Origin of the sequence: Paracoccus versutus, assembly GCF_000763885.1 — a bacterium.
Taxonomy (GTDB): domain Bacteria; phylum Pseudomonadota; class Alphaproteobacteria; order Rhodobacterales; family Rhodobacteraceae; genus Paracoccus; species Paracoccus versutus.
The window spans coordinates 1-25,445 of the sequence record NZ_JRKO01000062.1 but is presented as its reverse complement, the minus strand read 5'-3'; the positions used below and the strand labels follow the sequence as shown (position 1 = coordinate 25,445).

At 70.4% G+C, this 25,445-nt stretch carries 22 protein-coding genes and 1 pseudogene; 8 read left to right on the top strand and 15 right to left on the bottom strand.

The genetic code is table 11. The annotated features are described in order from the left end of the window. Positions 1–102 precede the first annotated feature (102 nt). The 5 genes from IT40_RS21925 to IT40_RS21905 all read right to left on the bottom strand — a co-directional run bounded on the left by IT40_RS21925 (position 103) and on the right by IT40_RS21905 (position 6,466). On the bottom strand, positions 103–1,320 hold the full coding sequence (locus tag IT40_RS21925; protein ID WP_036759709.1) for a pyridoxal phosphate-dependent aminotransferase: 1,218 nt from the start codon (positions 1,318–1,320) through the stop codon (positions 103–105). 88 nt (positions 1,321–1,408) lie between these two features. After that, the gene (locus IT40_RS21920) at positions 1,409–1,999 is read right to left on the bottom strand and encodes a sarcosine oxidase subunit gamma (protein ID WP_036759708.1); all 591 of its coding nucleotides are present in this window, start codon (positions 1,997–1,999) and stop codon (positions 1,409–1,411) included. Then, the gene (locus IT40_RS21915; protein ID WP_036759706.1) at positions 1,992–4,925 is read right to left on the bottom strand and encodes a sarcosine oxidase subunit alpha family protein; all 2,934 of its coding nucleotides are present in this window, start codon (positions 4,923–4,925) and stop codon (positions 1,992–1,994) included. The genes IT40_RS21920 and IT40_RS21915 overlap by 8 nt, the downstream gene beginning before the upstream one ends. Continuing rightward, complete coding sequence (locus IT40_RS21910) at positions 4,922–5,206, bottom strand: sarcosine oxidase subunit delta (RefSeq protein WP_036759704.1); 285 nt, start codon at positions 5,204–5,206, stop codon at positions 4,922–4,924. The genes IT40_RS21915 and IT40_RS21910 overlap by 4 nt, the downstream gene beginning before the upstream one ends. 9 nt (positions 5,207–5,215) lie before the next feature. Beyond that, positions 5,216–6,466, bottom strand: coding sequence for a sarcosine oxidase subunit beta family protein (locus IT40_RS21905; protein ID WP_036759703.1), 1,251 nt, complete (start codon positions 6,464–6,466; stop codon positions 5,216–5,218). Between the two features lie 113 nt (positions 6,467–6,579). Between IT40_RS21905 and IT40_RS21900 the strand changes: the two genes are divergently transcribed. Next, positions 6,580–7,611 (top strand): GlxA family transcriptional regulator, encoded by a 1,032-nt coding sequence (locus IT40_RS21900; protein WP_243700313.1) that lies wholly within the window; start codon positions 6,580–6,582, stop codon positions 7,609–7,611. Continuing rightward, a complete protein-coding gene (locus tag IT40_RS30585; protein WP_052096227.1) occupies positions 7,578–8,375 on the top strand; it encodes a response regulator in 798 nt (265 codons plus the stop codon). Before IT40_RS21900 ends, IT40_RS30585 begins: the two co-directional genes overlap by 34 nt. 11 nt (positions 8,376–8,386) lie before the next feature. On the opposite strand, the gene IT40_RS21890 is transcribed toward IT40_RS30585, so the two are convergent. Both IT40_RS21890 and IT40_RS21885 read right to left on the bottom strand, forming a co-directional pair. After that, a complete protein-coding gene (locus IT40_RS21890; RefSeq protein WP_036759701.1) occupies positions 8,387–10,792 on the bottom strand; it encodes an ATP-binding protein in 2,406 nt (801 codons plus the stop codon). 8 nt (positions 10,793–10,800) lie between these two features. Then, on the bottom strand, positions 10,801–11,454 hold the full coding sequence (locus IT40_RS21885; protein WP_166436145.1) for a substrate-binding periplasmic protein: 654 nt from the start codon (positions 11,452–11,454) through the stop codon (positions 10,801–10,803). Positions 11,455–11,704: 250 nt separating this feature from the next. On the opposite strand from IT40_RS21885, the gene IT40_RS21880 reads away from it, so the two are divergent. Genes IT40_RS21880 through IT40_RS21865 form a run of 4 tightly spaced genes read left to right on the top strand, consistent with a single transcriptional unit; the run spans position 11,705 to position 14,939 of the window. Further along, positions 11,705–12,538, top strand: a complete 834-nt coding sequence (locus IT40_RS21880; protein WP_036759698.1) for a transporter substrate-binding domain-containing protein — start codon at positions 11,705–11,707, stop codon at positions 12,536–12,538. Positions 12,539–12,551: 13 nt separating this feature from the next. Then, positions 12,552–13,307, top strand: a complete 756-nt coding sequence (locus IT40_RS21875; RefSeq protein WP_036759696.1) for an amino acid ABC transporter permease — start codon at positions 12,552–12,554, stop codon at positions 13,305–13,307. Further along, positions 13,297–14,178, top strand: coding sequence for an amino acid ABC transporter permease (locus tag IT40_RS21870; protein ID WP_036759694.1), 882 nt, complete (start codon positions 13,297–13,299; stop codon positions 14,176–14,178). The genes IT40_RS21875 and IT40_RS21870 overlap by 11 nt, the downstream gene beginning before the upstream one ends. 11 nt (positions 14,179–14,189) lie before the next feature. After that, a complete protein-coding gene (locus tag IT40_RS21865; RefSeq protein ID WP_036759693.1) occupies positions 14,190–14,939 on the top strand; it encodes an amino acid ABC transporter ATP-binding protein in 750 nt (249 codons plus the stop codon). 79 nt (positions 14,940–15,018) lie between these two features. On the opposite strand, the gene IT40_RS21860 is transcribed toward IT40_RS21865, so the two are convergent. Genes IT40_RS21860 through IT40_RS21845 form a run of 4 tightly spaced genes read right to left on the bottom strand, consistent with a single transcriptional unit; the run spans position 15,019 to position 20,025 of the window. Next, positions 15,019–15,630 (bottom strand): hypothetical protein, encoded by a 612-nt coding sequence (locus tag IT40_RS21860; RefSeq protein WP_036759692.1) that lies wholly within the window; start codon positions 15,628–15,630, stop codon positions 15,019–15,021. 1 nt (position 15,631) lies between these two features. Beyond that, entirely contained in the window at positions 15,632–18,508 is a 2,877-nt protein-coding gene (locus IT40_RS30580) for a 2Fe-2S iron-sulfur cluster-binding protein (RefSeq protein WP_036759690.1), read from the bottom strand. After that, positions 18,505–18,774, bottom strand: coding sequence for a sarcosine oxidase subunit delta (locus tag IT40_RS21850; protein WP_036759689.1), 270 nt, complete (start codon positions 18,772–18,774; stop codon positions 18,505–18,507). Before IT40_RS21850 ends, IT40_RS30580 begins: the two co-directional genes overlap by 4 nt. A 9-nt stretch (positions 18,775–18,783) precedes the next feature. After that, positions 18,784–20,025 (bottom strand): FAD-dependent oxidoreductase, encoded by a 1,242-nt coding sequence (locus IT40_RS21845; protein ID WP_036759687.1) that lies wholly within the window; start codon positions 20,023–20,025, stop codon positions 18,784–18,786. A gap of 173 nt (positions 20,026–20,198) precedes the next feature. Between IT40_RS21845 and IT40_RS21840 the strand changes: the two genes are divergently transcribed. After that, complete coding sequence (locus tag IT40_RS21840; RefSeq protein ID WP_036759713.1) at positions 20,199–21,101, top strand: LysR family transcriptional regulator; 903 nt, start codon at positions 20,199–20,201, stop codon at positions 21,099–21,101. Between the two features lie 84 nt (positions 21,102–21,185). Here IT40_RS21840 and IT40_RS30965 read toward each other — a convergent pair. Together IT40_RS30965 and IT40_RS26990 are read right to left on the bottom strand one after the other, a co-directional pair. Continuing rightward, a pseudogene (locus tag IT40_RS30965) lies at positions 21,186–21,344 on the bottom strand (DUF2269 family protein); the annotation flags it as partial. A 708-nt stretch (positions 21,345–22,052) separates the two neighbouring features. Beyond that, positions 22,053–22,454 carry an NAD-dependent epimerase/dehydratase family protein gene (locus IT40_RS26990; RefSeq protein ID WP_052096225.1) on the bottom strand — a complete coding sequence of 134 codons (402 nt, stop codon included), beginning with the start codon at positions 22,452–22,454 and terminating at the stop codon, positions 22,053–22,055. Positions 22,455–22,772: 318 nt separating this feature from the next. Between IT40_RS26990 and IT40_RS21830 the strand changes: the two genes are divergently transcribed. After that, positions 22,773–23,318, top strand: a complete 546-nt coding sequence (locus IT40_RS21830; RefSeq protein ID WP_084197373.1) for a CAP domain-containing protein — start codon at positions 22,773–22,775, stop codon at positions 23,316–23,318. Between the two features lie 21 nt (positions 23,319–23,339). Here the strand turns inward: IT40_RS21830 and IT40_RS21825 are convergent, their stop codons facing one another. Beyond that, positions 23,340–24,320: a phosphate acetyltransferase gene (locus IT40_RS21825; protein ID WP_036759686.1), complete on the bottom strand. Its 981-nt coding sequence runs from the start codon at positions 24,318–24,320 to the stop codon at positions 23,340–23,342. A 3-nt stretch (positions 24,321–24,323) separates the two neighbouring features. Next, positions 24,324–25,340 (bottom strand): YeiH family protein, encoded by a 1,017-nt coding sequence (locus tag IT40_RS21820; protein WP_036759684.1) that lies wholly within the window; start codon positions 25,338–25,340, stop codon positions 24,324–24,326. Between the last annotated feature and the right edge of the window lie 105 nt (positions 25,341–25,445).

The following is a 25,445-nucleotide window of genomic DNA, read 5'->3' as shown; positions in this document are numbered from 1 at the left end:
TCGCGCGCGGGGTCATCCCGGCGGTGAAGATCAGCGATCCGTGCCGCGTTGCCGCGACGTAATCGCCCTGCGGCAGCGGGTTGCCCTGTCCGGGAGCCGCGCTCATGCGCGATACCGTTCGACCAGCGCCGCCAGGCGCTCGACCGCGGCCGTCGCCGCCGCATGGTCCTGCGAGAAGTTCAGCCGGATGCTGTCGCCGGAATGCGGGCCGAACTCGGTGCCGGGGGTGACGATGACACCCGCCTGCAACCGCAGCGCCTTGACGAAATCCGCGTGGCCAATGGCCAGCGCGGGCAGGCTGGGAAACAGGTAGCTGCCGGCCTGCGGCGCGCGGACGAAACATCCCTCGATGCCGCCGAACAGCGCCAGCAGGTCGTCGCGGATCGCCTGGTGGCGGGCGATGCGCTCGGCCATCCAGCCCTCGGGCTCGGCGAACCAGGTCCGCAGCACCGCCTGCGAATAGCCGGCCGCACGCAGGGACACGATGGCTTGCAGCTTTTCCATGCGGGCGATGACCTGGGTCGAGCCGAAGGCGACCCCCAGCCGATAGCCGCTGAGCGATTCGGTCTTGGACGGGCCCATGATGGTCACGACGTTTTCCGCGTCGATGTCCATGGCGCGCAGATGCGTATAGGAGGCCGAGGGGTAGAGCAGCCGCGAATACAGCTGGTCCACGATCACGGTCGCGCCGTATTGCGCCGCCAGCGCCGCGATCCGGGCGATCTCGTCCTGCGAATAGACCACGCCGGCGGGGTTGTTCGGGTTCGAGAACAGAAACAGCCTTGCCCCGGCGCGGAATGCCACCTCCAGGCCCTCCAGGTCCAGGCCCGCCTGCCCCGCCGCAGCCTCGCGATAGGCCAGCCGGACGGGAAGCATCTCGCCCTCGAAAAACTCGACCAGCTTGCGGTTGGCGAAATAGTCGGGCTGGACGATGGCGACCTTGTCGCCCCGCGAAACCGTCGCGGCCACGGCCAGGAACAGCGCGCCCTGCGTGCCGGGGGTGATGATCAGCCCGTCCCGCGCATCGACGGGCGCGCCGGTAAAGCCGGCCAGCCGCGCGCCCACCACCTCGCGGATGCCCAGGTCGCCGCGATATTCGGTATAGGCCTGTGCCCCGCCCAGGGCGACGCCGGCCGAAAACGCCTCGAAGGCGCCGGGCGTCGGCTCATGCGCATCCACGTCGCCATGCGAGAAATCGACCGGGCGGCCCGAGAGCTTGTCCCCCCGCAGGAAGCCCTCGGCGCCCGCCGTGCCTTGCCTGACCTCTTGTCCGGGGGCGTTATCGGTGCCCAACTTGCTGAATTTGCTTTGGATCGACATGGTGGTTTTCCCTTTCCCGCAGCGGGGGTTTGATGTTGCGGGCAGCCTATTGCCTTTGGGTCGATGGTAAAAACTGGCTTTTGTAGAATCAGACGATAGGAAAACCGTCGTCCGGCGCCGCGGCCGCCCCCTGCCGCCGCAGGGTGGCGGCCAGCGCATGCCACAGCGACCCGGCCATGCTGCGCATTCCCAGCACCGCCAGCCGGTCGGGGGCGCGGCGGATCAGGAAGACGCCCATGTGATGCGCCAGGGTCCGGGTGGCGCTGCCGGGGCCGAAGCCGTCGGGGTCGATATTGGCCAGCCTTTCCAGCAGCGCCCGGATCGGCGCCTCGCCCCGGTCCGAGACGATCTCGAACGCCGCCCAGCCGTCGGTCTGGTCCGTGACCGAGCAGCCCGGCATCCCGGCGGCCAGCACGGCCGCGAAATCTTCGGCGGCGCGGCCGGGGGCCTCGACCATCCACTGGCCGGGGCCGGTCCAGAAGGCGGCGATGCCCTGCCCCTCGGCCCATCGCCCCGGTCCGGGCAGGGCCAGCCCCAGCGGCGCGGGCTGGGCGGCGCCCCGGCGCAGCGCCAGCGACGCCAGGGCAAGGCCGGCATTCTCGGTGATGCGCAGCGCGCCGAAACGCTGGTCGGCGGGCGTGGCGGCGCCAAGCGCGGTGATCGGGGTCAGGTCAGTCACGCAGGCGCCCTCCTTCGGGGTCGATGAAATGGGGCGAAACGACGCGCAAAGGCACGCTCTGCCCCTGCAACGGGTTGGCGGCGACGATCACCTCGCCCATGCGGGCAGCGCCGTTTTCCAGAAAGCCCAGGCCGATGGCATGGCCCAGATGCGGCGAATGGCAGGCCGAGCTGATCCAGCCCTGATCGGTCCAGGTGTCCTGCGCATCACCCTGGCGGAACAGGTGCGAGCCGGGGACCACCGGCTGCGCCGGATCGACCGGCTGCAAGCCGACCAGCACGCGGGTCTCGGCCAGCATCCCCTCGCGCCGCGACATGACCGCGCCGATGCCATCCTTTTTCGCCGACACCATCCGGCCCATGCCCAGCATCTGCGCGCTGGTCTGGCCGTTCAGCTCGTTGCCGGCGGCATGGCCCTTTTCGATGCGCAGCACCCCCAGCGCCTCGGTGCCATAGGGGGTGGCGCCCAGGTCGGCGCCCGCCTCGACCAGCCTTGCCATCAGCGCATCGCCATAGCGCGCCGGCACCGCGATCTCATAGGCCAGCTCGCCCGAGAAGCTGATGCGGAAGAGCCGCGCCCGAAGCCCGCCGCAGACGGTCAGCCCGGCGCAGGCCATGAAGGGAAACGCCTCGTTCGACAGGTCGAACCCGTCCACGATCCGCTCCAGCAGCCGGCGCGCGTTCGGGCCGGCGACGGAAAGCTGCGCCCAGGCGTCGGTGGTCGAGATCAGCTGCACGTCCAGCTCGGGCCACAGGCATTGCCGGGCGAACTCCATGTGGCGATAGACCGGGCCGGCCTGCGCGGTGGTGGTGGTCACGACGTAATGGTCCGCGGCCAGCCGGGCGCAGGTGCCGTCGTCCCAGGCCACGCCGTCCTCGCGCAGCATCAGCCCATAGCGGGTCATCCCGACCCTGAGGCTGGCCATGGCGTTGCAATAGAGCCGGTCCAGGAACGCGCCCGCGTCCGCGCCCTGCACGTCCACCTTGCCCAGCGTGGTCACGTCGCAGATGCCGACGCCCTTGCGGGTGGCCAGAACCTCGCGGTCCACGGTCTGGCGCCAATGCGTCTCGCCCGCGCGGGGGAAGTATTGCGCCCGCATCCAGGGCCCGACCTCGACGAAGACCGCGCCCTGGGATTGCGCCCAGGCATGGGTCGGCGTCAGGCGGCGGGGGCGGAAATGCGCGCCGCTGTCGCCGCCGCCCAGCACCGACAGCGAGACCGGCGTATAGGGCGGGCGGAAGATCGTGGTGCCGGTCTGCGCGATCGGCTTGCCGGTCAGTTCCGACATGACCGCAAGCGCGGTGACATTCGCCGTCTTGCCCTGGTCGGTCGCCATCCCCAGCGTGGTCCAGCGCTTCAGATGCTCGACCGGGCGCATGTTTTCCTGATGCGCCAGCGCGATGTCCTTGACCGTCACGTCGTTCTGGAAATCGACCCAGGCCCGGCCCTTGCCCGGCACATGCCAAAGCGGGTGCAGGTTCTGCGCCTGGTCCTCGGCCTGCGGCAGGTCGGGCAGCGGGGCATTCACGTCCAGCTCGGCCAGGGCGCGGCGCGCGGCCTCGGCGCCCGAGCGCAGGGCCTGCGCGGTGCTGCCCCGGCCCTCGGCCGCGCCGGCCGCGATCAGGCCGGCCGGGCCGTCCTTGCCGGGGACAAAGGCGTGCAGCGCGTCGCTCCAGACCGGCCGGCCGCGGTGATGCGAGGCCAGGTGCAGGTTCGGGTTCCACCCGCCCGCCACGCCCAGCGCCCCGCAATCCAGCCATTGGCTGCGGCCATGCTGGCGAACCTCGATCCGGGTCAGGCCCAGCCGGCCCCTGGTGTCGCCGATGACGGCGCCGGCGAACAGCGGATAATCCCCCACCGCCACCGCATCCGCGCGGCTGTCGATGACGCCGGCGATGCCGACCCCCTTGGCCGCCAGGTCGAGCGCGGTGCGATGGCCGTCGTCGTTGTTGGTAAAGACGGCCACCCGCTCGGCCGGACTGACCGCCCAGCGGTTGGCATAGGCCCGCATCGCACCCGCCAGCATGATGCCGGGGCGGTCGTTGTTGGCAAAGGGGATATGGCGCTCGGTCGCGCCCGCCGCCAGGATCGTCCGCCTGGCGGTGATGCGCCAAAGCACCTGGCGCGGCCCGCCCTGCGGTTGCGGCAGGTGGTCGGCCAGCCTTTCGACCGCACCGTGGACGCCGTGGTCGAATGCCCCGAAGACGGTGGTGCGGCGCATGATGCGCAGGTTCGGCAGGCTGGCCAGCTCCGCCTCGACCCCGGCCACCCATTCGGGGGCGGGCGCGCCGTCCAGCGGATGCGTCTCGGCCAGAAGCCGGCCGCCCAGGCGGAAATCCTCGTCCGCCAGGATGACCCGGACCCCCGCGCGCGCCGCGGTCAGCGCCGCCGCCAACCCCGCGGCCCCGGCGCCGATCACCAGCAGGTCGCAATGCAGGAAGCCCTTGTCGTATTCGTCGGGGTCGGGCTGCATCGACAGCCGGCCCAGCCCCGCCGCCCGGCGGATCGCGGGCTCGTAGAGCTTTTCCCAGAAGGCGCGCGGCCACATGAAGGTCTTGTAATAGAAGCCCGCCGCGAAAAAGGGCGACAGCCGGTCGTTCACCGCCATCAGGTCGAAACGCAACGAGCCGACGCGGTTCTGGCTGCGCGCCCGAAGCCCGTCGTAAAGCTCGGCCACGGTGGCGCGGGTATTGGGCTCTTGCCGGGCGCCGTCGCGCAGCTCGACCAGCGCGTTCGGTTCCTCGGATCCGGCCGAGATGGGGCCGCGCGGGCGGTGATACTTGAAGCTGCGCCCCATCAGCCGCACCCCGTTGGCCAAGAGCGCCGAGGCCAGCGTATCGCCGGGATGGCCGGAATAGCGGCGCCCGTCGAAGGTAAAGCTCAGGCTGCGCGAGCGGTCGACCAGCCCACCGGACAGCCGGGTCATGCCGCACCGCCTTTCAGCTTGACGTCGCGGGCCAGTTCGGCGCCCAGGATGCGATGCGTCACCGTATCGCGGGTCACGATCAGCCACGAGCGGTCGCCCTGTTCGTGGAACCACAGCTCGCGATGCACCCCGGCCGGGTTGTCGCGCAGATAGACGTATTCGGCAAAGGCCGCCTCGGCGCCCTCGGCCATGCCGTCGGGCCGCGCGATCAGGCGGGCATCGCCCAGATAGGTGAACTCCTGCGCGTCGCGGGGGCCAAGCAGGGGATGGGGGATCAGCATCACATGACCTCAGTGCAGGTTCGGCGTGGGGCCCACGCCCTTTTCGTCGATGACATGGCCGCGCGCGAAACGGTCCAGCCGATAGAAGCGGGCGGTGTCGTGCGGGGTGTCGGTGGCCATGAGATGCGCAAAGGCATAGCCGCTGGCCGGCGTCGCCTTGAAGCCGCCATAGCACCAGCCCGCATTCAGATAGAGCCCCTCGACGGGGGTGCGGTCGATGATCGGGCTGCCGTCCATCGACATGTCCATGATCCCGCCCCAGATCCGCAGCAGCCGCGCCCGCCCGATCATCGGCATCAGCGCCATGCCGCTTTCGGCGACGTCCTCGACCACCGGCAGGTTGCCGCGCTGCGCATAGGAGTTGTAGCCGTCGGGATCGCCGCCAAAGACCAGCCCGCCCTTGTCGGACTGGCTGACGTAGAAATGCCCGGCGCCGAAGGTGATGACCCCCGGAATGGTGGGCTTGAGCCCCTCGGACACGAAAGCCTGCAGGACATGGCTTTCGATGGGCAGGCGCAGCCCCGCCGCCGCCATCACCCGGCTGGACGAGCCCGCCACCGCCACCCCCACCTTGCCCGCGGCGATAGGGCCGCGCGAGGTCTCAACCCCGCGGATGCGGCCGCCTTCGATGCGAAAGCCGGTGACTTCGCAGTTCTGGATCAGGTCGACCCCGGCCATGTCGGCGCCGCGGGCATAGCCCCAGGCCACGCCGTCGTGGCGCGCGGTGCCGGCCCGGCGCTGCAGCAGCCCGCCCTTGATGGGAAAGCGGGCGTTGTCGAAATTCAGGAAGGGCGCCATAGCCCGCACCTGCTCGCGGTCCAGCAGTTCCGCATCGGCGCCGGCCAGCAGCATGGCATTGCCGCGCCGGCGATAGGCGTCGCGCTGGCCGTCGCTGTGGAACAGGTTCAGGATGCCGCGCTGGCTGACCATGGCGTTGAAGTTGAACGCCTGCTCCAGCCCCTCCCACAGCTTCATCGAGAACTCGTAGAAGGGCTCGTTGCCCGGCAGCAGGTAGTTCGAGCGGATGATGGTGGTGTTGCGGCCGATATTGCCCGACCCCAGCCAGCCCTTTTCCAGCACCGCGATGCGCGACTGCCGGAAGGTGTTGGCCAGGTAATAGGCCGTCGCCAGCCCATGCCCGCCGCCGCCGACGATGACATAGTCATAGGCCGGCTGCGGATCGGGATTGCGCCACAGGGGCTTCCAGCCCTTGTGACCCCTTATCGCCTCGGCAAATACCCTGAGTGCTGAAAAGCGCACCTTCGACCCCGTATTGACGTTTCGCCGCCAGATTACGGCTTTCCCGCCGCCAGTCTTTATCCAAGGCGGCCATGTTCTTGCCCATATGCGCCAGGGCTGCTATGCGGTGGCGCATGACCCCGCCCGCCTCCATCGGTTTCCTGCTCTTGCCCGGCTATGCGATGATGTCGCTGGCCTCGGCGATCGAGCCGCTGCGGGCGGCCAACCAGCTGGGCCCGCGCCCGCTTTACCGGCTGGATTTCCTTGCCGCCGAAAGCGGGTTCGTCGCCTCATCGGTCGGCGGCGGCTTCAACTGCGCCGCCCTGCGCGAGGCGGCGGCCGACCTGGACCTGCTGTTCGTCGTCGCCGGCGGCAACCCGATGCTGCATGACGATCCGGCGCTGATCCACGGCCTGCGCAACCTTGACCGCCGCGGGGTCCGGCTGGGCGGGATTTCCGGCGGCGCGGCGGTGCTGGCGCGGCATGGGCTGATGGAGGGGCGGCGCTTCACCGTCCATTGGCTGCATATCGAGGAATTGCAGGAACTCGCGCCCGGCCTGCTGATCGAGCGCGCGCTTTATGTCATCGACCGCGACCGCTACACCTGCGCCGGCGGCGTCGCCGCCTTCGACATGATGTGCGCGATGATCGCCAGCCAGCACGGCGCCGCATTCGCGCATGAGGTCAGCGACTGGTTCATCCATTCCCGGATGCGCACCGCCTCCGAGCCGCAGCAGCTTGATCCCGCCCGGCGCTACAACCTGCACCACCCCCGGCTCGAGGCGGCGGTGCGGCTGATGACGACGCATATCGCCGATCCGCTGTCCGCGGCGCAGCTGGCCGGCCTGTCCGGTTGCAGCACCCGGCAGCTGCAGCGCCGCTTTGCCGATCATTTCGGCATGAGCATCTCGGATTTCTATCGCAACCTGCGGCTGGAAAAGGCCGACGAGCTGCTGCGCCATTCCGCCCTGCCGCTGGCCGAGATCGCCCAGCTGACCGGCTTTGCCACCGTGCAGCATTTCTCGCGCTGCTTTGCCCGGCATTTCGGCACGCCCCCCGCGCGGCGCAGGCGGGACGGGACGGTGGGCGGGGGCCTTGCGCCGCCGCCCGCGCCCGCGCAATCTGCAACGCCATGGAAAACCTCAAGCGAAACCTGCCGCCGCTGACCAGCCTCGTCGCCTTCGAGGCGGCCGCCCGGCTGGGCAGCTTTTCCGACGCGGCGCGCGAACTGAACGTCACGCGCGAGGCGGTCAGCCGCCAGATCCGCGCGCTCGAGGCCCATCTGGGCCTGTCGCTTTTCGAGCGCAGCGCCAACAGCACCGTGCTGCGCGACTGGGGCGCGCGCTATTTCGAAACCGTGTCGGGCAACCTGGAAAACATCGCCCTGGCCTCGGTCGCGATCCGCGGCGACGAAAACGACGAGGAACCGCCCGAGCTGCCGATGGAATCCGACCAGGAGCGCATCCTGATCGTGGACGACATGCCGGCCAATATCCGCAGGCTGCACGACGTGCTGCACGGCCGCTATCAGGTCGTCGCCCATACCCGCGCCGAGGACGCGCTGGACTGGCTGCTGGCGGGCGGCGAGGCCGACCTGATCATGCTGGACGTGCGGATGTCGGGAATGGACGGCTATGCGCTGTGCCGCCGGCTCAAGGCGATGCCGCGCCTGGCCAAGGTGCCGGTGATGTTCCTGACCAGCCTGGACGCGCCCGAGGACGAGACCGAGGGCTTTTCGGTCGGCGCCTGCGACTATGTCGCCCGGCCCTTTGCCCCGGCGGTGCTGCTGGCGCGGATCAGGGTGCAGCTGGACCTGCGCCGGTCGAACATGGCGCTGGAAAACCTGCTCCAGCGCCGCGCCGACCGGCTGGAGCGGGCCGAGGCGCTGCTGGCCGGCATCCGCCGCAGCCTGGCCGATTTCCAGGGCTGATCGGGGCGCGGCTAACCGGGCGACGGCTCGCGCGTCTCCTCGGGCCGGGTCGCGGCCTCGCCCAACCGGTCCAGGGCCGCGGCGATGCGGTCCATGTCCACCGGGTCTTCCTGCACCGCATGGCAGACCTCGGCCGCGCCCAGTTGCAGCGCCGCGCCCCTGATCGCATGCAGCGCCTCGGCCAGCGGCATCCCGCCCGCCAGCAGGCCGCGCCATTCCTCGATCTCCTCGGGGATCCGCGCCCGCCATCGCGCCGCAAGCTGCCGGTCGCCGCCGGTGTTGCGGTCCAGCGCGGCGTGATCCAGCACCGGCAGGGCATCCTCGAGCACCGAGGCCAGCGTCCCGGCCAGGGCGGCGCCGGTCACGGGCTTGGGCAGGAAGGCCGCGAAACCGGCATCGCGGCAGGCCAGCCGCGTCTGGGTGGACACGTCGGCGCTCGAGGCGATGACCGGGATCGCCAGCCCCCGCGCCCGCAATGCGCCCATCAGGGCGATGCCGTCCATTTCCGGCATGTGCAGGTCGGTGATGATCGCATCGGGCAGCGGATGGCCCAGCGCCGCCAGCGCCACACGCCCGCCCGGCGCCGAGGCGACCCTGACGCCAGAGCGCCGCAACAGCTCCTCCATCACGTCGCGGTTGATCTTGCGATCCTCGACCACCAGGACGCGCCTTGCCCGCAACGCCGGCGAGGGGGCGGGACCGGCGGGCGGGCGATCCGCGGCCAGGCGCAGCTCGCGATGGGTCAGGGGCTGCGGCAGGGCCGCCCCGGCCAGGGTCAGCCCGCCGTCGGCAAGCCGCAGCACGGCGCCCTCCGGCGTGCCCGTCATCCGCGCGCGATCCAGCATCCGGCCGATGCGGCGGCGCAGGGCCGGGTCGGGGACGTCCAGCAGCGGGCGCGGCAAGACCGGCGGCGGATCGGCGGCCGGCGGACCGGGGTCCAGCGGCAGCTCCAGCACGAAGAGGCTGCCCACCCCCGGCCTGCTGCGCAGCGCCAGGCGGCCCTGCATGCCCTGGGCCATCTGCCGGGCGATGGCCAGGCCCAGGCCCGTGCCCGACACCTCGCGCGAGATCGTCGCATCGGCCTGGGTGAAGGGATCGAAGATGGCCGCCTGGTCCTGTTCGGCGATGCCGTTGCCGCTGTCGAAGACCGAGAACCGCAGCCGATCGCCCCGGCGAAAGACCCGCAGCGCGATCCGGCCCTGGGCGGTGAACTTGACGGCATTGCTGGTCAGGTTCAGCAGGATCTGCGTCAGCTTCTGCCGGTCGCCCAGGATCGTCGCCGGCACGTCGGCGGCGATGTCGCCCTCGAGCCGCAGCGGGCGCGACCCGATCAGCGCGCGGGTCTGGGCGATCACCTCGTCGAAGACCGCGTCCACCGCAAAGGGCCGGCGCTCGAAGACCATGTGCCCGCCTTCGAGCTTGGACAGGTCCAGCACGCTGTCGATGCTGCCCAGAAGCTGCCTTGCCGCGCCTTGCATGTCGGCGACCTGGCGGCGCGAGGCGGCGGGCAGCCGGTCGGCCAGCAGCAGTTCCGAAAGGCCGGTGATCGCGTTCAGGGGCGTTCGCAGCTCATGGCTCATATTGGCCAGGAAGGCCGATTTCGCCCGCGACGCCGCCAGCGCGTCGTTGCGCGCCACCACCAGCTCGGCGGTGCGCTGCTCGACCTCGTCGCGCAGGTGGTCGCGATAGCGTTCCATCTGCGCGACCGTGCGGGTGAAATCCTGCGCCAGCCGCGCGATCTCGTCGTCGCGGGAACGCAGCCGCCCGGCCGCCGGGCCGGTCAGGCGGAACCCCCGCCCCTCGCGCAGGCCCTGCGCCGCCCGGCTCAGCGCGCCCAGGGGCGAGATGACGTAGCGCCTTGCCAGCAAAAACAGCAGCCCGGCCAGCAGCAGCGCCTGCAGGACGGCGGTCAGCACGATGCGCAGCGCCTGCCGGGTGAAGTCGTTGTAAAAGCCCACGAACGAGAAGGTGACGTCGAGCCTTGCGATCTCGGCCACGCCGTCGGGCGCCCGCAGGACGACCGAGCGGGTCTGCGTCAGGCGCTCGGGCGGCAGCATCCAGCCCTTCAGCCAGGCCGGCAGGGCGGCGGCAGGGCGCTGGACCTGGAAGCGGGGGATCTGCGCCACCCGCAGCTGCTCGGGCGACAGCAGCAGGTCCTCGATCCGCAGCGACAGGATCAGCGGCGCATCGACCAGCCGGTCCAGGATGGCCTGGACCGTGGTCAGGTCCACGTCCCAATAGGCGCGCTCAAGCTGCGGCGCGGCGGAATAGAGGATCCGCTCGGCATTGCCCGTCGCCACCGCGATGCCGCGGCGCAGGTCCGCGACGGCGCTGGCCCCGCCCAGCCCGATCCCCGAGACGATGCTGACCAGCGCCCCGGCCAGCACCATCCGGCGCGCGATGCTGCCCGTGCCCATGCCGCGCCTCACCCGCCCAGCCTGTGGCGCAGGATCGCCGCGATCCGCCCCTCGGCATGCATCCGGCGCAGCACGGCGCCCAGCCGCTCGGCCTTGTCCCGCCCGGCATCGCTGCGGGGGAAGCCGACATAGCGGCCGCGCACGTCCAGCGCGGTGGGCAGGACGCGGACCCGGTCCTCGACCGCCAGCTTGCGCATGGCGTGGCGCAGGTTGGCCTCGCCGCCCACCACCACGTCGGCCCGGCGCAACAGCAGCTTGCGCAGGCTGGTCTCGTCATCGACCGAGCCTTCGTGCAGGAAATGCGTCGAGGCGTCGAAGGCGGGGGTATAGGTAAAGCCGTCGACCACGCCCACCGAATACCCGGCCAGCGCGCCCAGGCCGGCAAAGTCGCGCAGGGGCGAATCCGCCATGACGACGAAGACCAGCCGCGTCGTCCGCAACGGCCCGACCATCAGCCAGTTGCGGAACCGCTCGGGGGTCGGCGCCAGCTGGAACAGCCCGTCCGCCTCGCCCATGCCCGGCGCCAGCAGCGCCCGGCGCCAGGGCAGGGGCACGAAGCGCATCCCGATCCCCAGCCGCAGGGCGGCATCGCCCAGGATGTCGATGTCGGCGCCGACGAACCGGCCACTGTCCAGGTAGTTGTAGGGCGCGAACTCGTCCATCCCGACCATCGTCCAGGTTTCGGGCCCCGCGCGCAGGGCCGAGGGCGCGGCACAGGCAGCCGCCCAGCCCGCAAGCCCGCCCAGCACGCGGCGGCGCGCGACCGCGGCAGGGGGCGCGGCGCATGATGGCGCGGCCTTCCCGCCTTTGTCCGGGGAAATAATGTTGCCGCAGCAGGGCAATGTTTTCGTCTCTCACGCTCTGTCGGAGGGCTTTGCTAGTCCTCTCATAATCAACAGGAGAGTCCCATAGATGAAAACCATCCTCGCCACCCTTCTGGCGTCCGCGGTCGCGCTTGCGCCGCTGGCCGCCGCCGCCGAAAGCTGCACCAATGCCGGGCTGAAGCGCATCCAGGATCGCGGCACCCTGATCGCCGGGGTCAAGGCCGACTACAAGCCCTGGGGCTATCGCGACACGGCCGGCAACATCGTCGGGCTGGAGATCGACATGGCGCAGATGGTCGCCGACACGCTGGGCGTCAAGCTGGAGCTGGTGCCGGTGATCGCGTCGAACCGGATGCAGTTCCTGCAGCAGGGCCAGATCGACCTGATGATCGCCACCATGACCGACACCGCCGACCGGCGGGCGATGGTGGGGATCAAGGGGCCGAACTACTATGCCTCGGGCACGGCGGCGCTGACGCCCAAGGCGATGGGCTTGACCGATTGGAACGCATTGCGCGGCAAGCCGGTCTGCGGCGTGCAGGGCTCGTTCTACCTGCAGAAGATCGAACAGGAATACGGCGCCACCATCGCCGCCTTCGGCAACGCGGCCGAGGCCAAGCAGGCGCTGCGCGACAAGAAATGCGTGGCCTTCGTCTATGACGACACCACCATCGGCGCCGATTACGCCGCGGGCGGCTGGGACGATTTCGAGATCTCGCTGCCGGTCGAGGATTTCGCACCCTGGGGCCTGGCCGTCGCCAAGTCCGAGGAAAGCTGCGCGCTTGGCCAGATCGTCTCGGGCCTGCAATACGCCTGGCACCGCGACGGCACGCTGATCGAGCTGGAAAAGAAATGGGGCGTCGCCGCCAGCCCCTTCCTGGCCGACATGCACGCGCGGATGGCCGATCCGCTGGCGCAGTAGGGGCCGCGCGCCGATGCTGACGGACATGCAGGATTTCTTCCGGGAACTGGCCGCCACCTCTCCGCACTGGAACTTCATCTGGCTTTACGATCCGGTCCAGATGGACCGGGTTCTGGGCGGGCTGTGGATGACCATCAAGCTCAGCCTGGCCTGCCTGGTGTTTTCCGTCGTCATCGGCGTCGTCGGCGCCTGGGCGCAGGAGGCGAAAAGCCGCCTTCTGCGCAGCGCGGTGCAGGGCTATGTGCAGTTCTTCCGCAACACGCCGCCGCTGATCCAGCTGCTGTTCTTCTATTTCGCGCTGGGGCAGTTCACCCCCAGCTACAGCCCCGACGGCTGGCTCGAGGTGCCGATCATCTCGAACGTCGGCTGGGCGATCATCGCGCTGTCCTTCTTTGCCGGCGCCTTCAACATCGAGATCTTCCGCGCCGGGATCGAGGCCGTGCCCCATTCCACCCGCGAGGCCGCGGAATCGCTGGGGATGACGCGGCTTCAGGCCTATACCAACGTGGTGCTGCCGCTGACCCTGCGGATCTCGCTGCCGGCGCTGTCGGCCAATCTCATCAACCTGGTCAAGACCACCAACCAGGCCTATGCCATCGCGGTCCCCGAACTGCTTTACCAGTCCGTCTCCATCTGGAACGATTTTCCCTCGGCCCAGAACCCGACCATGCTGCTGATGATGGTCTGCTACCTGGGGCTGGTCGGGCTGTTGTCCCTGGGCATGGGCCAATGGGAACGCAAGCTGAGGATTCCAGGCTATGGCGTATAAAACCCCCGTCCCGACGGCCAAGGGCGCGCTGCCGGTCCTGCTGCCCTTTGCCCCGCGCGGCCCGGCCTATGACGCGTTCTTCGCGACGCGCTGGCTGGCCGCGATCCCGGCCGGCTGGATCGTGGCGCTGGCGGCGCTGTTTCCCGCCATGGTCCTGGCGCAGGCCGGCGCCGCCGCCGCCATCGAAACGCCGCTGGAAAAGCTGCTGCGCTGGATGCCCTTCCTGTTCACGCAGGGCTTCCTGTTCAACGTGCTGATCTCGGTCCTTGCCATGGCGATCGGGACGGCGGTCGGCGCCTTTGCCGGGCTGGCGCTGATTTCGCGCGCGCGGCTGTTGCGCGCCGTCGCGCGGGTCTATGTCACCTTCTTCCGCAACGTGCCCTGGCTCGTGCTGCTGTTCATCGTGCTGCTGGCCTTTCCTTTCCAGATCAAGGTCTTCGGCATGACGATCCCCCTGCCCGGCTGGATCAAGACGGTGATCGGCCTGGCCATCCCGGTATCGGCCAACATCGCCGAGGTGGTCCGCGGCGCCGTCCAGTCCGTGCCCACCGCGCAATGGGAGGCGGCCGAGTCGCTGGGCTTCACCCGCCGCCAGACCATCTGGCAGATCATCCTGCCGCAATGCTTCAAGCGGATGCTGCCGCCCTGGATGAACTGGTACGCGATCCTGACCATGTCCACGCCGCTCTGCTCGCTTCTGGGCGTGGGCGAGATCATCAGCCTGACCCGGCAGGCCATGGAGGCCGAGGGCAACCGCCCCGAACTCCTGATCCCCTTCTACGGCTTCGCGCTGCTTCTGTTCCTTGCATACTGCTATCCGATCGCCCGCCTGACCCTGCGGCTGGAACGTCGGTTCGCGGTCAAAAACTGAAAGGGTGTCCCATGACAAACTGGACCGCCGACCAGCCCATCGTCCGCCTGCGCGACGTCCACAAATCCTATGGCCAGGTCGAGGTGCTTCGCGGCATCAGCATGGACGTGATGAAGGGCGAGGTGATCTGCATCATCGGCCCCTCGGGATCGGGCAAGTCGACGCTGATCCGCTGCATCAATGCGCTGAACGACATCCAGGCCGGCTCGATCCAGGTCGAGGGGCAAGAGGTCCACGACCCCAGGCTGGACAAGCTGGCCTTGCGGCGCAAGGTCGGCATGGTCTTTCAGCAATACAACCTGTTCCCGCACAAGACCGCGCTGCAGAATGTGATGATGGCGCCGGTCAAGGTGCTGAAGGAAAAGCCCGCCGAGGTCGAGACCCGCGCCCGCGCCCTGCTGAAGAAGGTGCGGCTGGAGGGCAAGGAGAACCACTATCCGGGCGAATTGTCGGGCGGCCAGCAGCAGCGCGTCGCCATCGCCCGCTCGCTGGCGATGCGGCCCGACGTGATGCTGTTCGACGAGGTGACGGCGGCGCTGGACCCCGAGACGGTCAAGGAAGTCCTCGTCACCATCAAGGATCTGGCCGCCGAGGGCATGACCTGCATCCTGGTCACGCATGAGATGGGCTTTGCGCGCGAGGTCGCCGACCACATCTATTTCACCGACCGCGGCGTGATCGTGGAACACGGGCCCCCGGCCGAGTTCTTTACCCAGGCCAAGGACGCGCGCACCCGCGACTTCCTGGACCAGGTGCTGTAGCGCCGGCTAGAACCCGAACGCCCGCCCGATCCGGCAGATCGGGCGGGCGTCTTCATGTTCGCCAAAGGGGGCCGGGCGATCAGCCCGCCAGGCGGCCCATCTGGAATCCCGCCAGCACGTCGGCGACGAAATCCGCCGCATAGTCCGACGAGGCCACGTCGAACAGCATGTCCAGGCCGGGCTGGCCGTTGCGGTCGTTGCGGACCAGCACCGCATCCATGTGCAGGGCGCGGGTCTGGACCACGGCGCCGGGACCGAAAACATGCGGCCGGGTATCGACCGCGGTCAGCAGCGGCAGGGCATCGGCCAGGCCCGGCCCGGTCAGGGCCAGCCAGCACCAGGTCTCCTCGCGCCAGGCGTCGAAGCCCTTGGGGCCGGCGGCCTGCTGCCAGTCCTGCCGCAACGCGGCCAGCCCCGTTGGTCCGGCGAGGGGATCGGCCAGCAGGATGACCTCGTCGCCGCCCAGCCGGACAACGGTCATGCCGGGGGCCTCGGCCGTGCGGTGGATGGTGTCGGGCAGCGGGCAGCCGCGGCCGGACAGCCAGGCGGCCGTGCCGGGCCCGCGCAGCCCGAAACGCGGCAGCGCGGACAGGTTGAGCATCCAGTCCCGGCCGTCCTCGGGCCAGGCGTCCAGCAGCGGCAGCCGGTCGGCAAGCGGCCATATCCGGGCCGGTGCGGCAAGCGCGGTCATCTCACATCTCCTGTCGTGCGTTGTCTTTGTCATGGAAGGGCAGCGCGACGACGGGCGCCTCGACCTCGGCGCCGGCAAAGCCGCGCAGGGTGATCCGCGACCCCGGCTCGGCCTGGTCGGGGGCGACATGGGCCAGCCCGATCCATTGCCCCAGCGTCGGCGAATACCCGAAGGAGGTGACATGGCCGACAGGCTTGCCGTCCTGAAGCACCAGCGCGGATTCGCCCACCCCGGCCGCATTCCCCTCGTCCGGCAGGGCAAAGCCGCAAAGCCGGCGCTTGTCGCCCAGGGCGCGGCGGCGCTCGACCGCGGGCTTGCCGATGTAGAAGGGCTTCTTGCGCGACAGCGCCCAGCCCATGCCCAGCTCGTCCGGCGTGGACAGCGCATCGGTGTCCTGCCCGATGATGATATGGCCCTTTTCCAGCCGCAGGATGCGCGACGCCTCGAGCCCATAGGGTCGCAGCCCCAGGTCCGCCCCCGCCTCGAGCAGCGCCGCCCAAAGCCCGGCGGCATGGGATTGCGGCAGGTGGATCTCGTAGCTCAGCTCGCCGGTGAAGCCGATGCGCATGACCCGGACCGGACAACCCGCCAGTTCGCCCTCGCGCCCGTCCAGGAAGGCAAAGCCCGCGCGGCCGAAGTCGATGCTGCCGGGCAGGCGCTCCAGCACCTCGCGGGCCCTGGGGCCGGTCAGGTTCATGGCGCCGAAGGCCGCGGTCACGTTCTGGATGTCGACCCTGGCGCCCATGATGGTCTTTTGCAGCATCATCTCGGCGAAAAGCCGATCGACCGCGCCGGTGGTCGCCGTCACGTAGAAATGCTCGTCCGACAGGCGGAAGGCCACGCCGTCGTCCAGGATCGAGCCCATCTCGTTCAGGGCCAGGCAATAGCGCACCCGGCCCACCGGCTGCCCGGCATGGGCCATGGTATAGATGCGGTCCAGGAAGGCCCCCGCATCCGGCCCGCGGATCTCCAGCTTGCCCAGGGTCGAGACGTCCAGCATCCCCGCCGCCTCGCGCACCATGCGGATCTCGCGCCGGATCGCATCCTCGGGCGCGTCGGCGCCGGGATAGACCAGGGGCCGCCACCAGGCGCCCACCGGCGTCATCCGGGCCCCGGCCGCCAGATGGGCGGCGTGCAGCGGCGTGCGGCGGTGGCGTTCGGGCGTGGTATCGGCCAGAAGGCCCAGCCTTTCCGGGCCGAAGGGCGGGCGCGCGGTGGTGATGCCGACCTCGGCCAGGCTGCGCGCGGTCTTGCGGGCGACGATGCGCGCCGTGGCCAGCGCCGAATGCCGCCCCTGCGACGGCCCCATGCCGACGGTGGAATAGCGCTTCACCAGCTCCAGTTCGCGATAGCCGTCGGCGATGGCGTTCTCGATGTCCTTGACCTGGAGATCCTCGTCGAAATCGACGAAGTCGCGGCCCTTGGGATGGGCCGGCGAGGGCGCGGCGCGGCGCCAGCCGGCCTGCACCGGCGCCGGCAGTTCCTGCGCGGGCGCCAGGCCCAGCCCGGCCGCGGCGCGCAGCCCGGCGATCCGGCCGCTTTCGATCACCGCCGCCAGGTCGGACAGGCCCGCCGCCGCCCCGGCAAGGTGGACATGATCCGGCACCCCGGTGATCGAGAAACGCGTGCCGCCGTCGTCCGAGGACAGCCGCGCCCCGGCATGAAGCGCAAGCTGGTAGCCCGGCGTATAGCCGCCGGCCATGACCAGCAGGTCGCAGTCCAGCCGGGTTCGGCCGCCCTGGCGGTCCTGGACCTCGACCGCCTTCAGGTGCAGGCCGCCGCGGGCCTGCCGGATGGTGCAGCCACGCATGACCGGCACCCCGCGCCGCGCCAGCTCCGGGGCAAGGCCGTCGCGGTCCTCGGCCTCGGGGTCGATCACCGCGGCGATCCTGACGCCGGCATCGTCCAGGTCCAGGGCCGCCAGATAGCCGTCGCGGTCGCCGGCATAGACCACCGCCCGCCGGCCCGGACGCACGCCGTAATGCCGCATCAGGCGCTGCGCGGCCGAGGACAGCATGACGCCGGGCAGGTCGTTGTTGCGAAAGATCAGCGGCTGCTCGTGCGCGCCGGTGGCCAGCACCAGCTCGGCCGCGCGGATGCGGATCAGGCGGTCGCCTTGCAGCACCGGCAGCCAGTTGTCGGCGAAATGCCCGTTGCAGGTCGCGCCGGACAGGACCGCGATCCCGGCCGCCGCCGCCTGCCGGCGCAGCGCGTCCAGGTGGCGGGCCGCATCGGCGGTTTCGACGCCGAAGCGGGCATAGGTCAGCGCGCCGCCCAGTTCCGGCTCCTTCTCGGCCAGGATCACGTCGGCGCCCGCCTCGGCGGCGGCGATGGCGGCGGCAAGGCCGGCCGGCCCCGCCCCCACCACCAGCACGTCGCAATGCCGGGTTTCCTTGAGATAGCGGCGCGGCGCCGGGTCCAGGCTGACGGTGCCCAGCCCGGCCGAGGCGCGGATGATCGGCTCCCACAGCTTCAGCCAGCTGTTCCTGCGCGGCCCGAAGAAGGTGCGGTAATAGAAACCCACCGGCAGGAAGCGGCCCAGGTGGTCGATGATGCGGCCGCGATCCCGGCGCAGGCTGCCGCTGACGTTCAGCGGCGTGACCGCCATGCCCTCGGCCACCTGGCGCAGGTCGGCGCGGACATTGGCCTCGTCGCCGATCTGCACCAGGGTATTGGCGTCCTGCCCGGCCATGGTCAGGATGCCGCGCGGGCGGTGATACTTGAAGGACCGCGACAGGATCCATTCGCCCTTCGCGGCCAGCGCGCTGGCGATGGTGTCGCCGGGATGGGCAGAGACGGGCCGCCCCTCGAAGGTGAAGCCGATGGCGGCGTTGCGGTCGATGCGGCTGCCCCAGCCGTGGCCAAGTCTGTTGCTCATGCGGCGCTCGTGGGTTTGTCTGCGTCCGAACCCTTCAGCCAGGTGCGCAGGATTTCATCCGAGATCAGGTTGCGTTCGGCGATGAACACCGTGTTCGAGGGGGTGTGGCGCCACCATTCGCGCAGCACGCCCATCGGGTTCGGCGCCAGGAAAAGCCGCTCGACCAGGGTTTCGTCGCGGGCCTCGTCCTCGGCATGGACGGGGCCGAGCCATTGGAATTCGGAAATATTGCGGGGCCCGTTCACCGGGCAGGTCATGATCTTCATCGCAGCACCTCAATGCCCGGCCGCCGTGGCGCCCATTTCGTTCAGAAGCTCGAATCGCGCAAAACGCTCCAGCGCAAAGGGCATCAGGATGTCGGGCACCCGCCCGGTCGCGATGGTTTCGGCCATGCGCTTGCCCGCCACCGCGGTCGCCTTGAACCCCCAGGTGCCCCAGCCCGCGTCCAGCCAATAGTTCTGCAGGGGCGAGGCGCCCATGATCGGGCTGAAATCCGGGGTGATGTCGGTGATCCCCGCCCATTGCCGCAAAAGCTTGACGTTGTGCAGGAAGGGCATCAGCTGCAGCGCGCCGGTGGCCAGCGCCTCTTTCTGCGGCAGGCTGGAGCGGGTCGAGGCCAGCTGGTAGGGGTCGGTCCCGCCGCCGATCACGATCTCCCCGCGCGAGGACTGCACCAGATAGGTATGCAGGTTCGACGAGGACAGCAGGATGTCGAGGAACGGCTTGAGCGGCTGCGTGACCATGGCCTGCAGGGGAAAGCAGCGGATCGGCAGCCGGATGCCGGCCATTTCGGCGATGCGCCCGTTCATCCCGCCCGCCGCCTGCAAGACCTGCCCGGCCAGGACGGTGCCGCGGTTGGTCCGTATCTCGGTCACACGGCCACCGGCGATGCCGAAGCCCGTGACCTCGGTGCGCTGGTGGATCTCGACCCCGCGCTCGGCGGCGCGCTTGGCATAGCCCCAGGCGACGGCATCGTGGCGCGCGGTGCCGCCGTCGGCGTGCCACAGCCCGCCCAGGACCTCGTGCTGGCCGCCGAAATCCATGTTCACATGCGGGCACAGCTCCTGCACGGTCTGGGCATCCACGACCTCGGCGCGGATGCCGGCATGCTTGCCCATCTCGGCCCGCAGGCGAAAGCTGCGCATGGCCGCGTCGGAATGGGCCAGCGTCAGCTGGCCGCGCTGCGAGAACATGACGTTGAAGCCCAGCTCCTGCGACATGGTCTCGAACAGCGAGACGCCTTCGCGATAGAACTCGATCGAGGGCAGCGTCAGGTAGTTCGAGCGCACCGTCGTCGTGTTGCGCGCCGTGTTGCCGCCGGCCAGATAGCCCTTTTCCAGCACGGCGATGTTCGAGATGCCGTGGTAATGCGACAGGTAATAGGCCGCCGCCAGCCCGTGGCCGCCGCCGCCGATGATGACGACATCGTAGCTTCTGCGCAGCTCGGGCGTGGAGGGAATGTCGCGATAGGGCCGGTGGCCCCGTCTCAACCCGTATTTCAGCAATTCGATCGGCATGCGTCGTCCCCGGTTTTCCGCCGCCAGTCTTGCTGCCGGCCGCTGCGCGGGCAAGAAACGGAACCTGGCCCTCAGACCCCGTTTTCGTAATGGCCGGAAAAAGAAAACCCGCTGGCAAGGGGCAGGCCGTCCCGCCATAATGACCGGCGGCCCGGCAGATGAGGATCGGCCCCATGGACCTGCGCTTTCTGGAAACCTTCATCGCCATCGCCGATTGCGGCTCGATCGCCGAGGCGGCCCGGCGGCTCAACCGCACGCCGGCGGCCCTGACCCAGCGCCTGCACGCGCTGGAGCAGGAGCTGGGGCACAAGCTGGTCCTGCGCTCGGGGCGCACGGTGCAGCCCACGGCCGAGGGGCTGGCGATCCTGGATCACGCCCGCGCGCTGGTGCAGGGCGCGCGCGATCTTCAGGCGCTGGCGGCGAACGGGGTGCCGGCGGGGCAGTTGCGGCTGGGCGCGACCGCGACCTCGCTGACCGGATTGCTGCCGGCCATCATCACCCGGCTCAGCGCCGACTATCCCTCGATCGAATATTTCGTCCAGCCCGGCTCGTCGGTCGATCTCTACCATCGCGTGGTCGAGGGACAGCTGGACGCGGCGATCATCGTCAGGCCGCAATTCGCCATCCCGAAATCCACCGACTGGCTGACCATCCGCGACGAGCCGCTGGTCTTCATCGCCTCGCAATCCGCGCCGCCGCTCGACCCGCATGTGCTGATCGAGCGGTCGCGCTTCATCCGCTACGACCGCAACCAATGGGGCGGGCAGATCGTGGACAAATACATCCGCGACCACGGGCTGAAGGTGCAGGAATGGCTGGAGCTGGACGCGCTGGACGCCATCGCCGCGCTGGTGGACCGGGGCCTGGGCGTGGCCATCGTCCCCGACTGGGCACCGCCCTGGCCGGATGGGCTGCGGCTGCGCAAGACCCTGCTGCCCGCCGGCGAGGCGCGGCATACCGGGGTGATCTGGCAGCGGTCCGGCGCCCGGCATCCGGCGGTCCACGCCTTTGTGCAGGCCTGCCGGACGGTCTTTGCCGGGCCGGCCGCCGGCGGCAGGGGCCGGCCGCAGCCCTGAGGCGGGGCCCCACCAGATCTGCGCCGGCCGCGCGATCATCAGCCAGAAGATGCCCGGCACGGCGGCAAAGGCCGGAAAGCCGAAGGCGAACCAGGCCCGGAACAGCCGAAAACAGCGCGGCGGCAGCGCCCCCCCCCGGTGCAGCACCGCGACGGCCAGGTCGCGCATCTGCATCTGCATCTGCATCCAGACCACCGACAGCCAGAAGGCGCCGGTCAGCAGATAAAGCAGCAGCGACAGCACGATCCGATGCTCGCCCAGCCCATAGCCCAGGTGCCAGGCCAGCGCGCCCGCGACCACCCCCGGCCCGGCCAGCGCCCGATGCAATCAGTTCCAGCCCGTTCTCGAAATCCGTGGTCAGCGAGATGATCGCGGTCAGCGTCCAGAACAGCACCAGCACCACGAACAGCACCGGCTTGATGGGATAAAGCCGGGCGAACCAGCGCTCCCGCACCGCGGCCGGGCGCGCGCGCAAGGTCTCCTCCAGGCTGCGGGGCCGGATGCCGGTCAGCTGGGTCCAGGGCGCCGGGTCGCCGACGGCGCCGTGGCGGATCTCGGCCCGCGCGGTGCTGCGCAGCGGCGGGCGCCGGCCCAGCCTGCCCGCCAGGTCGCCCGCCCGGTAAAGCAGGCCCGCCGCCCAGCCAGGCAGCGCCAGCGGCCGCGCCGGGCGCCAGCCCAGCCAGGCGCGATGCAGCGCCCCCACCTGGGCAAAGGACAGTCGCTCTGGCCCGGCCAGTTCCAGCGCCAGCCGTGCCGGCCGGTCGGGCGGGACGAAGAACGCCACGGTTTCGGCCACATCCTCCAGCGCCGCCCCCGGCAGGGGGCCGGTCTCGGGCATCACCGGCAGCACGGGCAGGGCCGCCAGGCCGCGGATCAGCGCGCTGGCGCCAAAGACCGGCCCGCCCAGCACCACCAAGGGCCGCAGGATCACCCAGTCCGGGTCCAGCGCCATCAGCGCCCTGTCGCCCTTGAGCTTGCTGGCCGAATAGGCCGAGGCCTGCCGCCGATCCACCCGATGGCCGAGAAATGCACGACCCGCCGCACCCCCGCCGCCGCGCAGGCGCGAAACAGCGCCTCGGCCCCGGTGGCATGGGCGGCGGCGGTATCCTCGCGCGCATTGTCCTGCAGCACGCCGACGCAGTTCACCACCGCGTCGATCTCGCGAAGATGCGGCAGCCAGGTTTCGGGCTCGCGCGCCTGGCGGAAATCCACCCGGATCCAGCCCGAGACCGCGCCGGGCGCCACCGGCGCGGCGCTGCGGGTGGTGCCCAGGACGACATGGCCGTCGGCGACCAGCCGGGTGCAGACGCTTTGCCCGATCAGCCCCGTCGCCCCCGTCACCAGCACCCCCATGGCCGGCCTGCATCGGGGGCTGTATCGGAGGCTGGGCCGGCCGCCTCACGCCTGATCGGGCGGCTCATCGGTCGTCTCTCCCTGGGATTTGCACGAGAATTCCGCGAGGACCAGGTGAAGCGCCCGCAAGCGGCTTTGTTCCAGCGCCGCAGCGGATCAGGAACCATGTCCCCTTCTGCGTCGTTTTACACGCATGACGTGTCCGACGATCGCCGGCACAGCCCCAGGGCGCTGCGACCCGCATTTCCATCGTGCTTTCGTTCAGGTTTTTCCAGTCGTGCCGCAGGCGTTCTTCCATCGCATCAGGAGGAAAACACGATGCCGCACGAAATCCCCCACCCCGCATGCACGGCGGTTGCGGCCTGCCTGCTGCTGGCCGCCTGCACCGCGCCGCCAAGCGCCGGGCCGGACAAGGCCTATGACGTGCAGGTCTCGGCGCCGGGCCTGGTCGAATGCAGCGCCCCCAGCCCGCAGGTCGTCCGGTCCGGCCTCAGCGCCACCAACCGCGCCCGCAGCCAGGCCGGGCTGCCCGCGGTCCAGGCCAATGCCCTGCTGTCGCAGGCCGCGGCCGCCCATGCCTGCGACATGGCGCAGCGCGGCCGGATGAGCCATGCCGGCAGCCGCAGCAGCGGCCCGGCGCAACGGCTCAAGGCGCTGGGATATGCGCCGCGCATCACCGCCGAGAACATCGCCGCCGGCCCCTACGGCGCCGACCAGGTGTTGGGGGAATGGAACAGCTCCAGCGGGCATCTGGCCAATATCCTGATCCCGCAGGTCCGGCAGTTCGGCATCGGCCACGCCACCGGCGCGGATGGCCGGACCCGCTTCTGGTCGGCCGTCTATGCCGCGCCAGCCGGGCGCTGAACGCAGCGGGTCGGGCCGCCGCTAGGACGCGGCGACCGGCCCGGGCTCTGCTGTCTGGACGGCGGTTACGGCTGCTGCGTCGACGATGTCTTTGACGGAGCATCCTCGCGAGAGGTCGTTTGCGGGTTTTGCCAGTCCCTGCAGGATGGGCCCGATGGCGGTGAGGCCGCCCAGGCGCTCGGCGATCTTGTAGCCGATATTGCCCGCGGCGAGGTCGGGAAAGACGAAGACGTTCGGCCGTCCCGACAGCCGGCTGGCCGGCGCCTTCCTCGCCCGGATCGCCTCGTCCAGCGCGGCGTCGAACTGCATCTCGCCATCCACCTCGAGATCCGGGGCCGCGGCGCGGATCAGCGCCAGCGCCTCGCGCAGCCGCCCGAGGCTCGGGTGGTCGGCCGAGCCCGCGGTCGAGAAGGACAGCAGCGCCACCCGCGGCTCCTCGGCCAGCAGCCGGCGGCAGCTTTCGGCGGCCGAAAGCGCGATGGCGGCGAGCTCATGCGCGTCGGGCTGGATCACCAGCCCGCAATCGGCAAAGATCATGCCGCCCTTGATCGGCGCGCCCGGCCCGCAGGACAGCATCAGGAAAAAGCTCGACACGATGCCGGCATCGGGGGCCCGGCCGATGACCTGCAATGCGGCGCGGACGGTGTCGGCGGTGGTGGCGACGGCGCCGCCCAGCGTGCCGTCGGCCTGGCCCAGCCGCACCCGCATCGCCGCCTGGCGGATCGGGTCGCGCATCTCGGCCAGCGCGCGTTCGCCGGTCATGCCCCTGGCCGCGCGCATGCGGTGCCAATGGTCGGCCAGTTCCGCCAGGTCGGGCGCGCCGGCCGGGTCGATGCGGCGGGCGCCGGGGATCTCGGGCCCGCCCATCAGGGTGACGCGCGCCAGCCCCTCGGCCAGCAGCCGGCGGGCGGCCTCGGCCACGCGCGGGTCGTCGCCCTCGGACAGGATGATGTGGCGGTCCAGCGCCTTGGCGGTCTGGTGGATGCGCTCGAGCGGTTTCATCTCTTACCCCAGGAAATGCAGGCCGGCGACGACGAAGACGCCCAGGAACACGGTCTCGGCCACGATCAGCCCGATGGCGCCGGCGCCGACCTCGAGCATCTTGCCGAGCGAGGTCTTGATGCCGACGGCGGCGATGGCGATCAGCAATGCCCAGCGGGACAGCTGCCCGGCGAAGTCCGAGACCGCCGGCGGCACCAGCCCCAGGCTGTTGAGCGTGGCGAGCGCGAGAAAGCCGATGACGAAGCCCGGCAGCAGCGGCGGCGCCTTGCCGCCCCGGCGGTCCGAAAGCCCGCGCGCCCGGATCGCCAGGGAAAAGCACAGCACCACCGGCGCCAGCATGGCGACGCGGATCAGCTTGACCAGGGTCGCGGTCTCGCCCGCCTCGGGGCCGATCGAGAAGCCGGCGCCGACCACCTGGGCCACGTCATGGATGGTGCCGCCCAGGAAGACGCCGGAATCGCGGGCGGTGAAGCCGAAAAGCCCGGCCAGCATCGGGTAGAGCACCATGGCCACGGTCGAAAGCACGGTGACGGAGAGCACGGTGAAGACCAGGTCGCGTTCGGATTTCTCGTGCCGGGGCAGGACGGCGGCGATGGCCATGGCCGCCGAGGCGCCGCAGATCGCCACCGAGCCGCCGGTCAGCAGCGCAAAGCGCCAGCCGCGGCCGACCAGCCGGCTGGCGGCAAGGGCGAACAGGATGGTCAGCACCACGCCCGCCGCCACCAGCGCGATGGCGCCCGGCCCCAGCGCCGCCAGCATGCCGGCCGAGATGCGCGCGCCCAGAAGCGCCACCCCCAGCCGCAGCACGGTGCGCGCGGTAAAGGCGATGCCGGGGGCGGTGCGGGTGCCCTCCTCGGCCAGGAAGTTCAGCGCCAGGCCCAAAAGCAGCGCCATCAGCATGGCGGGGGCGCCGTAATGATCCGACAGGAACTGCGCCGTGGCCGCGACCAGCGCCGAGACGGCGAAGCCCGGAAAGGCTTCCTCGATCAGGCCGCGCGAAGGGATCATGGTGGAAATCATCGTCCTCACCGGGATGCGGGGATGGGCCGGGGCGCTTGTTGCTGCGCGCCGGCCCATCCCCGCATCCCGGTGAGGACGATGATTTCCACCATGATCCCTTCGCGC

What these genes read in the sequence shown, in the direction of transcription:
- IT40_RS21925 (WP_036759709.1), bottom strand. Translation starts at nt 1,320, where the DNA reads ATGTCGATCCAAAGCAAATTCAGCAAGTTGGGCACCGATAACGCCCCC.
- IT40_RS21915 (WP_036759706.1), bottom strand. Translation starts at nt 4,925, where the DNA reads ATGACCCGGCTGTCCGGTGGGCTGGTCGACCGCTCGCGCAGCCTGAGC.
- IT40_RS21910 (WP_036759704.1), bottom strand. Translation starts at nt 5,206, where the DNA reads ATGCTGATCCCCCATCCCCTGCTTGGCCCCCGCGACGCGCAGGAGTTC.
- IT40_RS21900 (WP_243700313.1), top strand. Translation starts at nt 6,580, where the DNA reads ATGACCCCGCCCGCCTCCATCGGTTTCCTGCTCTTGCCCGGCTATGCG.
- IT40_RS30585 (WP_052096227.1), top strand. Translation starts at nt 7,578, where the DNA reads ATGGAAAACCTCAAGCGAAACCTGCCGCCGCTGACCAGCCTCGTCGCC.
- IT40_RS21890 (WP_036759701.1), bottom strand. Translation starts at nt 10,792, where the DNA reads ATGGGCACGGGCAGCATCGCGCGCCGGATGGTGCTGGCCGGGGCGCTG.
- IT40_RS21885 (WP_166436145.1), bottom strand. Translation starts at nt 11,454, where the DNA reads ATGGACGAGTTCGCGCCCTACAACTACCTGGACAGTGGCCGGTTCGTC.
- IT40_RS21880 (WP_036759698.1), top strand. Translation starts at nt 11,705, where the DNA reads ATGAAAACCATCCTCGCCACCCTTCTGGCGTCCGCGGTCGCGCTTGCG.
- IT40_RS21875 (WP_036759696.1), top strand. Translation starts at nt 12,552, where the DNA reads ATGCTGACGGACATGCAGGATTTCTTCCGGGAACTGGCCGCCACCTCT.
- IT40_RS21870 (WP_036759694.1), top strand. Translation starts at nt 13,297, where the DNA reads ATGGCGTATAAAACCCCCGTCCCGACGGCCAAGGGCGCGCTGCCGGTC.
- IT40_RS21865 (WP_036759693.1), top strand. Translation starts at nt 14,190, where the DNA reads ATGACAAACTGGACCGCCGACCAGCCCATCGTCCGCCTGCGCGACGTC.
- IT40_RS21860 (WP_036759692.1), bottom strand. Translation starts at nt 15,630, where the DNA reads ATGACCGCGCTTGCCGCACCGGCCCGGATATGGCCGCTTGCCGACCGG.
- IT40_RS30580 (WP_036759690.1), bottom strand. Translation starts at nt 18,508, where the DNA reads ATGAGCAACAGACTTGGCCACGGCTGGGGCAGCCGCATCGACCGCAAC.
- IT40_RS21850 (WP_036759689.1), bottom strand. Translation starts at nt 18,774, where the DNA reads ATGAAGATCATGACCTGCCCGGTGAACGGGCCCCGCAATATTTCCGAA.
- IT40_RS21845 (WP_036759687.1), bottom strand. Translation starts at nt 20,025, where the DNA reads ATGCCGATCGAATTGCTGAAATACGGGTTGAGACGGGGCCACCGGCCC.
- IT40_RS21840 (WP_036759713.1), top strand. Translation starts at nt 20,199, where the DNA reads ATGGACCTGCGCTTTCTGGAAACCTTCATCGCCATCGCCGATTGCGGC.
- IT40_RS26990 (WP_052096225.1), bottom strand. Translation starts at nt 22,454, where the DNA reads ATGGGGGTGCTGGTGACGGGGGCGACGGGGCTGATCGGGCAAAGCGTC.
- IT40_RS21830 (WP_084197373.1), top strand. Translation starts at nt 22,773, where the DNA reads ATGCCGCACGAAATCCCCCACCCCGCATGCACGGCGGTTGCGGCCTGC.
- IT40_RS21825 (WP_036759686.1), bottom strand. Translation starts at nt 24,320, where the DNA reads ATGAAACCGCTCGAGCGCATCCACCAGACCGCCAAGGCGCTGGACCGC.
- IT40_RS21820 (WP_036759684.1), bottom strand. Translation starts at nt 25,340, where the DNA reads ATGATTTCCACCATGATCCCTTCGCGCGGCCTGATCGAGGAAGCCTTT.